Genomic DNA, 10,748 nt, shown 5'->3' with positions numbered 1-10,748 from the left:
CAGCGTCATGGCCGCCAGGAGGAAAGCGATGAAGCCTTCCTCGAAGTGCTCCCAGACGCGCCGCAAGGCGTTCATGGTCGGTTCTCCCGAATGGAAAGGGCGTAGGGTGGGACGGTAGCCGGCCCACCGGTTGCAGCATTGATCGACGCCCGTCGCGGGCGTCGTGGTGGGTCAGAGCATCGACGCTCTGCCCACCCTACGGCTCTCCGGCCTTATTACTGGTTGGCAGCTTGTGCGGCCTTGATCAGGTCAGCGCCGATCTCACCTTCGAACTTCTTCCATACCGGCTGCATGGCATCGCGCCATTGGCCGCGCTGCTCAGGAGTCAGGGTCAGGATCTCGGTGGTGCCTGCTTCGACGATGCGCTGCTTGTCGCCTTCGTTGAGGGCGTCAGCCTGCTTGTTCACCTCGACGGTGACCTCGGCGATGATCTTGTTCAGCTCGTCGCGTACGTCAGCCGGCAGACCTTCCCAGAACTTGGTGTTGGTGATCAGCATGTAGTCCAGCAGGCCATGGTTGGACTCGGTGATGTACTTCTGCACTTCGTGCATCTTCTGGCTGTAGATGTTCGAGTACGGGTTCTCGGCACCGTTGACCACACCGGTCTGCAGGCCCTGGTACACCTCGGCGAAGCTCATCTTGCGCGGGTTGGCGCGCACGGCCTTGAACTGCTCTTCCAGTACGGCAGAAGCCTGTACGCGGAACTTCAGGCCACGGGCATCTTTCGGCTCCAGCAGCGCCTTGTTGGCCGACAGCTGCTTCAGGCCGTTGTGCCAGTAGGCCAGGCCGGTGATGCCCTTGTCGGTCATGGAGGTCAGCAGTTTCTGGCCTTCCGGACCTTTCTGGAAGCGATCGACCGCAGCCATGTCGTCGAACAGGAACGGCAGGTCGAATACCTGCAGCTGCTTGGTGTATTGCTCGAACTTGGCCAGGGACGGGGCGATGATCTGGACGTCGCCGAGCAGCAGCGCTTCCATTTCCTTGCCGTCACCGAACAGCGAGGAGTTCGGGTAGACCTCGACCTTGACCTTGTCGCCCAGACGCTCTTCAGCCAGTTGCTTGAACAGAACGGCACCCTGACCTTTCGGGGTGTGCTCGGCAACCACGTGGGAGAACTTGATGACGATCGGGTCGGCAGCGTGAACCACGCCAGCGATGGACAGGGACAGGGCGCAAGCCAGCGCCTTGGCAGTCAGTTTGAACATGCGGATGCTTCCTCTTGTTGTGTTTATCGCATTTGCGCCGAGGGGCGCAGCTGACGAACGGACAAGAGCAAGTCTAGGCGGCTTGGAGAAAAACGCCGAAGGCATTAGCGAGGCCTGGACTTGTACTTGTGGGTTCGCTTGGGGCAAATCCAGAGCAACCCTTGTGCCAGACCTCTGTGGCATGCGCATGACAAGTGCGCAAAAGCCCTTGGCCAGAGGTCTTGATGGCGTCTGGCCAATCGCGGCTCTGCCGCTTGCGCAGCGCTCCCCGGCCTGTCGGTACGTCCTGATCTGGCGGTTTGCCGCCAGTCAGTCGAAGTCCTCTGGCGAGCTTCCGCCAGCGCCGGAGAAATTCAGCCCATGTTTGCGCAGCTTGTCGTGCAGGGTCTTGCGCGGCACGCCCAGGGCTTCGGCCAGGCTGCGTAGCGAGCCGTGCGGGCGGCTCAGCTCGGCGGCGATCAGGGCGCGTTCGAACGCTTCGACCTGCTCGCTGAGCCCGCCGTTGACCGGTGGCAGGTTCGGCGCATTGCTGTCGAGCGCCAGTTCCAGGCCCAGCGCGAAGCGCTCGGCAGCGTTCTGCAGTTCGCGCACGTTGCCTGGCCAGGGATGACGCAGCAACAGCGCGCGCTGGCCTGGCTGCAGCTCGCGCGGCGCCAGCGCATGGCGGGCGGCCGCCCCATCGGCGAAATGCTGGAACAGCAGCAGGGCGTCCTCGCCGCGCTCGCGCAGCGGCGGGATGGACAGTGGCGCGACGTTGAGGCGGTAGTAGAGGTCGGCGCGGAAGCGCCCGGCATCGGCAGCCTGGCGCAGATCTTCCTTGGTCGCGGCGATGATGCGGATATCCAGCGGGATCAGCTGATTACCACCGAGTCGCTCGACCACGCGCTCCTGCAGCAGGCGCAGCAGCTTGACCTGCACGTCCATGCTCATGCTCTCGATCTCGTCGAGGAACAGGGTGCCTCCGTTGGCGAACTCGAACTTGCCGATCCGCCGTTTCTGCGCGCCGGTAAAGGCACCGGCCTCATGGCCGAACAGCTCGCTTTCCACCACCGATTCGGCCAGTGCGCCGGCGTTGATGGCGACGAAGGGGCCTTCGCGGCGGTTGGACAGATCGTGCAGGGCGCGTGCGACCACCTCCTTGCCGGCGCCGGTCTCGCCGAGAATCAGCACATCGGTGGCGATGCTGGCAAGGGCGCCGATCTGTTCGCGCAGGCGTTGCATGGCAGGCGATTGGCCAACCAGGCGGCTGGCCAGCTGCTGGCGGTCGGTCAGTGCCATGCGCAGGCTGCGGTTGTCCAGCACCAGGCGACGCAGCTCCAGCGCGCGGCGCACGCTGTCGAGCAGGTCGTCATTGGCGAAGGGTTTTTCCAGGAAGTCATAGGCGCCGGCGCGCATCGCCTGCACGGCCAGCGGCACGTCACCGTGACCGGTGATCAGCAGCACGGGCAGTTCGGCATCGCGCTCGCGCAATTGCTGCAGCAGTTGCAGGCCATCGATACCGGGCATGCGGATATCGCTGACCACCACCCCGGGCCAGCCAACGGGAATGCGCGTGGCCAGGCCCTGCGCATCGCCCAGGCTCATGACCTTGAGCCCGGCCAGGTCGAGCGTCTGGCTGAGTGCCTGGCGCAGATGGGCGTCGTCGTCGATCAGCAGTACCTGAATGCGGCTGTCGATGGCGCTGTCGCTGGTCATGGCGAAGGGTCCTCTGAGGGTTGCAGGTTGACGCCGGGGGTGGCCAGGCGCAGGCGCAGGGTGATCAGCGCACCGCCGGCCGGATGATTGGCCAGCAGCAGTTCGCCGTCCAGCGCGCGCACCAGACTATCGCAGATGGCCAGGCCCAGCCCCAGGCCCTGGGCGCTGGTCTTGGTGGTGAAGAAGGGTTCGCGCGCGCGCGCCAGTGATTCGGGCGAGAAGCCCGGGCCATTGTCGCGCAGCAGCAGGTGCAGGTAGTCGGCCTGATGCTCGACGCTGATCCAGATGCGCCGTTGCGGCGCTCTAGCGACCAACGCATCGAGTGCATTGCCGAGCAGATTGCCGAGCACCTGGCGCAGCCGCGTTTCACCGGCCTGGACCCAGAGGGTGGCGTCCGGCAGGTCGCGGATCAGCTCCACATCCATGGCCCGGCGGCGTTTGGCTAGCAGCGCCAGCGCATCGTCCAGCGCCGGCTGCAGGGCAACCCGTTCCGGTGCATGACGATCACGACGGGCGAAGGCGCGCAGGTGGGCGATGATCGAGGCCATGCGCTCGGTCAGTTCGCTGATCAACCTAAGGTTGGCGCGCGCATCGTCGGTGCGCTGATGATCGAGCAGGGTACTGGCGTTCTCCGCATAGCTACGGATCGCGCCCAGCGGCTGGTTGAGTTCGTGGCTGATGCTGGCGCTCATGGTGCCGAGTGCCGAGAGTTTACCGGCCTGGACCAGCTCATCCTGAGCACGCACCAGTTCCTGTTGGGCCTGTTCACGCTCGAGCACTTCCTGCTTGAGGCGGCTGTTGAGCAACTCCAGATCCTGCGTCCGTTCGGCGACGCGCTGCTCCAGTTCGGCCTTGGCGCGGGCGTCGAGAGCGATGCGTTCGAGGTAGTGACGGCGACGCAATATCAACAGGCCAAGCAGCAGCAGCAGTGCCAGCAGGGCGGCCGCGCCCACGGCCACGGCACTGCGCACGGGGCGGTCGAGCAGTATGCGTGGGGCGAGAATGCTCACGGTCCAGCCGGTCTCTTCCAGAGCGCGGCTTTGTGTCAGCCAGGCGTTGGGATCGAGATCGAGCAGGGGCGGCGCCTGGGTCGGATAGGGCTGGTTGGCGGCGATGGCCGATTGCTCGACGCGGTCCAGTGGACGGCTGGCGTGAAAGCGCCAGTCCGGGCGCGAGGTGAGGATGACCACGCCGTTGGTATCGGTGACCAGCAGCTGTTCCGGTGTGTTGCCCCAGAGCGTTTCGGTGTGGTCGAGATCGACCTTGACCACCAGCGCGCCGATGTTGTGCTCGTCCTCGCGCACCGGGTAGGCGAAGTAATAACCGCGCTTGCCGGACGTTGTACCCAGGCCGAAGAAACGCCCCAGGCGCCCGGCCAGCGCTTCACGAAAATAGGGACGGAAGGCGAAGTTGCCGGCGACGAAGCTGTCGGGTTTGTCCCAGTTGGAGGCGGCCAGGGTGACGCCGCGCGGGTTCATCAGATAGATGACGTCAGCGCCGGTCTGGCTTTTCACGCGGGCCAGCAGGCGGTTGGCGTTGTCCAGCGCGGCGGGGTCATCAGGTGCATGCAGGGCGGCGCGCAGGCCTGGAAGGTCGCCAAGAATCTGCGGCAGTACCTCATAACGACGCAGCGTACCGAGCAGGTTGGCGACATACAGATCGAGGGTTTGCCGGTTCTGCTCGATCAGCACTTCGCGGTAGTAGCGCTCGGCCAGGAAGTGAACGGGCCACAGCAGTGGCGCAAGCAGCAACGCCAGCAGCACGAGGCTGCGCCAGCGCAGACGACGGGGAGTGGCAGTGTTCGTGCTCATGGCAAACCGGGCAGAAAAGATCGGCGCATTATGCACGTTAAGCGCGCGGTCGGTGATGGGCACCGGCCGCGCGGATGAAACGCCGGGCCTTCAGTTCATGCGCTGCAGGCAGGCGTCCAGTGCCGTGCGCCAGTCCGGCAGGCGAACCTGCCAGTCCTGCTCCAGGCGCTCGCCATCCAGGCGCGAATTGAGTGGGCGCTGCGCCGGTGTCGGGTACTCGCTGCTGGGGATGGGACGAAGCCTGGCGCAGGGCTTGCCGGCCGCACGCAGGCGCTCGGCGATGGCGCTGGCGAAGCCGAACCAACTGGTCTCGCCCTGGCAGGTCAGGTGGTAGGTGCCCCAGTGATGACGCCCCTGCTGCCACTTGTCGATCAGCTCGGCGGTGGCGCTGGCGATGCTGCCGGCCCAGGTCGGCGCGCCGATCTGGTCGTCGACCACGCTGAGCGCCTCTCGCTCCTGCAGCAGGCGCTGCATGGTCAGCAGGAAGTTGCGCCCGTGTTGCGAGTAGACCCAGCTGGTGCGCAGGATCAGGTGATCGCAGCCGCTGATGCGCAGCGCCTGTTCGCCGGCCGCCTTGCTGGCACCGTAGACGCCCAGCGGATGTGGCGTATCGGCTTCACGGTAGGGTGTGGCCTTGCTGCCGTCGAAGACGTAGTCGGTGGAGTAGTGGATCAACGGGATGTCGAGTTCGAAGCAGGCGTCGGCCATGGCGGCCGGCGCCTCGGCATTGACGGCGAAGGCCAGCGCTCGCTCCTGCTCGGCCTGGTCAACGGCAGTGTAGGCGGCGGCATTGATCACCAGCGCTGGACGTTCGCGCAGGATGGTTTCGCGCAGACTGCCCGGGCGCGACAGGTCGAATGTCTGGCGGCCGAGGCTGACCAGTTCGTGCTTGCGCAGGGCCAGTTGCAGTTCGCGGGCGACCTGGCCGGTATGGCCGCTGACAAGAATCTTCATGCGAAGGTCTCGGCCTCGTCGAGGCTCAGGCCCTGCTGGTCCTTGGCCGAGAGTTGCGGCGTCAGGCCTTCGAGCGGCCAGTCGATGGCCAGCTGTGGGTCGTCCCAGCGGATGCAACGCTCGTGGGCCGGGGCGTAGTAGTCGGTGGTCTTGTAGAGGAACTCGGCGTATTCGCTGAGTACTAGGAAACCGTGGGCGAAACCTTCCGGTACCCACAGCTGGCGCTTGTTTTCGGCGGAGAGATGCACGCCGACCCACTTGCCGAAATTCGCCGAGCTGCGACGTACGTCGACCGCGACGTCATAGACCTCGCCAGCACTGACGCGCACCAGCTTGCCCTGGGCCTGCTGCAGTTGATAGTGCAGGCCGCGCAGCACGCCACGCGCGGAGCGCGAATGGTTGTCCTGGACGAATTCGCGGGTTACGCCGGTGGCCTCGGCAAAGCGCCGTGCGTTGAAGCTCTCGTAAAAGAAGCCACGTTCGTCACCGAATACCTGGGGTTCGAGAATCAGCACTTGCGGCAATGCAGTGGTAATCACCTTCATGGGAGTTCCTCGGCAAGCTTGTACAGGTACTGGCCGTAGCCGGTCTTGCCCAGCGCCCTGGCGCACGCGAGCAGTTGGTTGCGGTCGATCCAGCCCTGCTGATAGGCGATCTCTTCGAGGCAGGCGACCTTCAGACCCTGGCGCTTTTCCACGGTCTGCACATAGTGCGAGGCATCGAGCAGGCTGTCGTGGGTGCCGGTGTCGAGCCAGGCGAAGCCACGGCCGAAGCGCTCCACGCGCAGGTCGCCACGGGCCAGGTAGGCGTTGTTCACGTCGGTGATTTCCAGCTCGCCACGCGGTGAGGGCTTGACCGCCTTGGCGATCTGCACCACGTCGTTATCGTAGAAATACAGGCCGGTCACGGCAAAGCTGGACTTCGGTTGTGCCGGCTTTTCCTCGATCGACAGTGCGTTGCCGGCAGCATCGAATTCGACCACGCCAAAACGCTCGGGATCGCTGACCCAGTAGCCGAAGACCGTGGCGCCACTTTCATGGTTTGCTGCGCGCAGCAGTTTTTCGGTGAAGTGCTGGCCGTGGAAAATGTTGTCGCCGAGGATCAGGCACACCGAGTCCTGGCCGATGAACGACTCGCCGATCAGGAAGGCTTGCGCCAGGCCATCGGGAGAAGGTTGCTCGGCATACTGCAGTTCGATGCCGAACTGGCTGCCGTCACCAAGCATCTTGCGGAAGTTGGGCAGATCTTCGGGGGTGGAAATGATCAGAATCTCGCGAATGCCGGCCAGCATCAGCACCGATAACGGGTAATAGATCATCGGTTTGTCATAGATCGGCAGCAACTGCTTGGACACGCCGAGGGTGATGGGGTGCAAGCGAGTGCCGGAGCCGCCGGCGAGGATGATGCCTTTCATGTTTTCCGTGTTCCTTGTCGATGCGTAGGGCGGGTGCAATCCGCCGCTGCCTGGCTGGCGGGTTGCACCCGCCCTACGTCTTGAACGCTAGAGGGCGCCGAGTCGCTGGCCCTGATAGCTGCCATCTTGCACGCGGCGGCACCAGTCGAGATTGTCCAGATACCACTGCACGGTCTTGCGCAGCCCGGTTTCGAACGTTTCCTGCGGCACCCAGCCCAGCTCGCGCTCGATCTTGCCGGCGTCGATGGCGTAGCGCAGGTCGTGGCCTGGGCGATCCTGCACATAGGTGATGAGGTCTTCATAGTGTGCGATACCAGCCGGCTTCTGCGGTGCCAGCTCTTCCAGCAGTGCGCAGATGGCTTGCACCACGTCGAGATTCTTCTGCTCGTTGTGCCCGCCGATGTTGTAAGTCTCACCGACCTGACCTTCGCTGACCACCTTGAGCAGGGCGCGCGCGTGATCTTCCACGTACAGCCAGTCGCGTACCTGCTGACCGTTGCCGTACACCGGCAGCGGTTTGCCCGCCAGCGCGTTGAGGATCATCAGCGGGATCAGCTTTTCAGGGAAGTGATACGGGCCGTAATTGTTCGAGCAGTTGGTGATCAGCACCGGCAACCCATAGGTGCGCTGCCAGGCGCGCACCAGATGGTCGGACGCCGCCTTGCTCGCGGAGTAAGGCGAGCTGGGCGCGTAGGGCGTGGTTTCGGTGAAGAGATCGTCGACGCCGTGCAGGTCGCCGTATACCTCGTCGGTGGAAATGTGATGGAAGCGAAAGGCTGCCTTGCGCTCGGCGCTCAGGCCGAGCCAATAGGCGCGGGTGCTTTCCAGCAGGCTGTAGGTGCCGACGATATTGGTCTGGATAAAGGCCGCTGGGCCATCGATGGAGCGGTCGACGTGGGACTCGGCGGCCAGGTGCATGATGGCGTCGGGCTGGAACTCGGCCAGCGTCTGCGCAACCACAGGGCTGTCGGCGATATCCGCCTGGACGAAGCGGTAGCGCGGGTTGCCATCGACGGGGGTGAGCGATTCCAGGTTGCCGGCGTAGGTCAACTTGTCGAGGTTGAGTACTTCATGCTCGGTACTTTGGATCAGATGGCGAATCAGAGCCGAACCGATGAAGCCGGCACCGCCGGTAATAAGAATGCGCATCTGCTCATAACCTCGCTATGTAACCTTTCGCCATACCCACGAGCCGAGTGCGGTAAGTGCAATGAACAAGCGACGGATATGGGCAGAAGCAAAAACAAAAAAGGCCTGCATGAAAGCAGGCCCTGATATTAGATGGTGCCGGCACCAGGAGTCGAACCCGGGACCTACTGATTACAAGTCAGTTGCTCTACCAGCTGAGCTATACCGGCACTGAAGGGCCGCCATTATATCCATTCGTCAGCCTGAGTAAAGCCACCTTCGAGCCAGGTTTTTCCGGGCTCGGCTATCAGCAGCTTTCGGCTTATGCACAAAGAGAAGGCGTATCCGATAGCTGCGCACCGACTCTGTGCATTCGCTCACAGTTTTTCGCAAGTCATTGTTTTTACTGAGACTTCGAAGGTTGTTCGAAAAATGATCAGATGTCTGCGAGGCAATTCCCAAGTGGCTTTGCAGCATTTGCCCAGAAAGGATCAACAGAGTTATCCACAGCTTCTGTGCGCAACTCAGGCGCGCTCGGCCAGCAGTAGCAGGTTGCGCGGGCTTAGTTGGTAATCGCAGAAGGTCCCCAGTTTCACCTTGTAGCCCTGTTCCTGCAGATACAGGGCGCGGTCGAGCAGCAGCCAGAGTTCCAATGGCCTGCGGAACAGGTTGCGCAGCAGTTCAAGATTGCGCACTTCGGCCAGGCGTTGCCAGCCGCGCGCTTCCAGCGCGTGCCAGTCCTGCTCACCGGGCGACGGCACATCGCGCAGCGCGGCGAGGTCATGACAGAAGCTGGCGAAGGGTTTGCTGAACCAGTCGCTGGGCAGCGATGGCGTTGGCAGGTAGTCATCGATGCCGCGTAGCTGGCGTTGCAGCAGATCGAAAGCCAGTCGCCAGGCCATCGACTGATTGCGCTGTCTGCGCACGCGGGCGCCAGCCGTGACGGTTTCGCTCAGCGGCAGGCCGAGGTCATCGCGGGATAGTTGCAGGCCCGAGCCCTGCGCCGCTGCCGACAGCGGCTGGTAGTGCATGCCGGCGATGCGGTTGTAGCAGCAGGGGGCGACTGCCAGTTGCGAGCAGCCGTTGCGGCTGGCCAGTTGCAGCAGGCGTACATGCAGGTCGCCGCAGGCGTGCAGGGCCACCGGGGTATGTTCGTTCGTCAGGCGTTCGTTGCAGTCATCGGCCAGCACATCCTGCTGTACATGCTTGGCATCCAGTCCAAGGCGTTTGCTCAGTGCGCTACCGGACTCGATCAGCGTCGGATCGTATTCCAGGCAGGTCAGGTGTTGATCATCCCGAGTCAGCCAGCGACCGAGATGGCCCTTGCCGGAGCACCAGTCGAGCCAGTGCGTGGGGCGCTGGCGAAACTGCAGGTGACGGGCAAAGGCCTGGATCTGCGCCAGCTTCCTGCCGGGTACATCGACGCTCAAGGCGTGTGCGCGCGGTGGACTGTCCAGGCTCGGAATCTCACCCAACTGACTAAGCGCCTGCGCCTGGCGGGCCAGGTCGGGAAAGGGCGCTGGTGCAGAGAGTGCGAAGGGGCTGTTGTCGCTGGCCTCAGCCTGTTCCAGGGAGCGGCTGCGCAGCCAGGTAGCGAGTGCCGCCAGCTCTGCTTCCCAGGGCAGTTGCAGGTGATGGAACGGCCGTGGGCGCCACAGCGCCTGATGCTGCAGAAGAAAGCTGTCCAGGGCCTGGAAGCGGGCGAGCAGATCGCCAGAGGTAAGGAAGGGCTCGGACATGGCGCTCATGCGTCGGGTTGAACCGGGCTGCCAAGTGGCCACCCGGTTGGCTTAGCGACCCTGGCAGGCGTCGACGCGCAGCCAGCGTTCCAGCAGGCGGAAGGCGCGCACCAGAACGAAGGCAATGACCAGGTAGAACAGGCCTGCGGCAAAGAAGATCTCCACCGGCAGGTAGGTGCGGGCGATGATGGTGCGCGCCATGCCGGTCAGCTCCAGCAGCGTCACGGTGCTGGCCAGCGCGCTGGCCTTGAGCATCAGGATCACTTCGTTGCTGTAGGCCGGCAGACCGATGCGTGCTGCACGCGGCAGGACGATATAGAGCATGGTATTGGCCCGCGACATGCCCAGCGCGCGGGCTGCTTCCACTTCACCGGGCGGCACGGCCTGAATGGCGCCGCGCAGGATTTCGGCGATATAGGCGGCGGTGTGCAGGGTCATGGTGATGATCGCGCACCAGTACGGCGAGCGCAGGTAGGGCCAGAGTGGGCCCTGGCGCACGGCGTCGAATTGCGCCAGGCCGTAGTAGACCAGAAACAGCTGCACCAGCAGTGGTGTGCCGCGAAAGAAGAAGATGTAGCCATAGGGCAGGGCGCGCACGTACCAGTGCTTGGACGCGCGGGCGATGCCCATCGGCAAGGCGAGAATCAGGCCGGCGACGACCGCGATGGCCACCAGTTCCAGGGTCAGCAGCGCGCCTTCGGACAGGCGCGGCAGCCACTTGATGATAACGGTCCAGTTCAGACTGGAAAGGCTCGACCAAAGCGCGTAAGCGACGAGAAGGCCTGCTGCGAGCCAGGCGACG

9 protein-coding genes, 1 tRNA gene and 1 pseudogene are annotated in these 10,748 nt (G+C 63.9%); all 11 read right to left on the bottom strand.

Features of this window, described 5'->3' with window-relative positions:
• Positions 1-75, bottom strand: a pseudogene (locus tag ACN0X6_RS24090) (C4-dicarboxylate ABC transporter); the annotation flags it as partial.
• Positions 76-215: 140 nt separating this feature from the next.
• Positions 216-1,205 (bottom strand): C4-dicarboxylate TRAP substrate-binding protein DctP, encoded by a 990-nt coding sequence (gene dctP, locus ACN0X6_RS24085; protein WP_417707818.1) that lies wholly within the window; start codon positions 1,203-1,205, stop codon positions 216-218.
• A 309-nt stretch (positions 1,206-1,514) separates the two neighbouring features.
• Positions 1,515-2,900, bottom strand: coding sequence for a sigma-54-dependent transcriptional regulator (locus ACN0X6_RS24080; protein ID WP_417707816.1), 1,386 nt, complete (start codon positions 2,898-2,900; stop codon positions 1,515-1,517).
• On the bottom strand, positions 2,897-4,711 hold the full coding sequence (locus ACN0X6_RS24075; RefSeq protein ID WP_417707814.1) for a sensor histidine kinase: 1,815 nt from the start codon (positions 4,709-4,711) through the stop codon (positions 2,897-2,899). The genes ACN0X6_RS24080 and ACN0X6_RS24075 overlap by 4 nt, the downstream gene beginning before the upstream one ends.
• A gap of 90 nt (positions 4,712-4,801) precedes the next feature.
• Positions 4,802-5,665: a dTDP-4-dehydrorhamnose reductase gene (gene rfbD, locus ACN0X6_RS24070; protein WP_417707812.1), complete on the bottom strand. Its 864-nt coding sequence runs from the start codon at positions 5,663-5,665 to the stop codon at positions 4,802-4,804.
• Complete coding sequence (gene rfbC / locus ACN0X6_RS24065; protein WP_417707810.1) at positions 5,662-6,210, bottom strand: dTDP-4-dehydrorhamnose 3,5-epimerase; 549 nt, start codon at positions 6,208-6,210, stop codon at positions 5,662-5,664. The genes rfbD and rfbC overlap by 4 nt, the downstream gene beginning before the upstream one ends.
• Positions 6,207-7,079: a glucose-1-phosphate thymidylyltransferase RfbA gene (gene rfbA / locus ACN0X6_RS24060; RefSeq protein WP_417707808.1), complete on the bottom strand. Its 873-nt coding sequence runs from the start codon at positions 7,077-7,079 to the stop codon at positions 6,207-6,209. The genes rfbC and rfbA overlap by 4 nt, the downstream gene beginning before the upstream one ends.
• An 87-nt stretch (positions 7,080-7,166) precedes the next feature.
• On the bottom strand, positions 7,167-8,228 hold the full coding sequence (gene rfbB, locus ACN0X6_RS24055) for a dTDP-glucose 4,6-dehydratase (protein ID WP_417707806.1): 1,062 nt from the start codon (positions 8,226-8,228) through the stop codon (positions 7,167-7,169).
• Positions 8,229-8,361: 133 nt separating this feature from the next.
• A tRNA-Thr gene (locus tag ACN0X6_RS24050) sits at positions 8,362-8,437 on the bottom strand.
• Positions 8,438-8,731: 294 nt separating this feature from the next.
• Positions 8,732-9,946, bottom strand: a complete 1,215-nt coding sequence (locus ACN0X6_RS24045) for a methyltransferase (protein WP_417707804.1) — start codon at positions 9,944-9,946, stop codon at positions 8,732-8,734.
• 51 nt (positions 9,947-9,997) lie between these two features.
• Positions 9,998-10,687 carry an ABC transporter permease gene (locus tag ACN0X6_RS24040; RefSeq protein WP_417707819.1) on the bottom strand — a complete coding sequence of 230 codons (690 nt, stop codon included), beginning with the start codon at positions 10,685-10,687 and terminating at the stop codon, positions 9,998-10,000.
• Positions 10,688-10,748: the final 61 nt, after the last annotated feature.

Source organism: Pseudomonas sp. (genome assembly GCF_048269965.1).
Lineage (GTDB): Bacteria > Pseudomonadota > Gammaproteobacteria > Pseudomonadales > Pseudomonadaceae > Aquipseudomonas.
The sequence above is the reverse complement of the archived record's forward strand: the minus strand, read 5'-3'. Positions and strand labels throughout refer to the sequence as shown.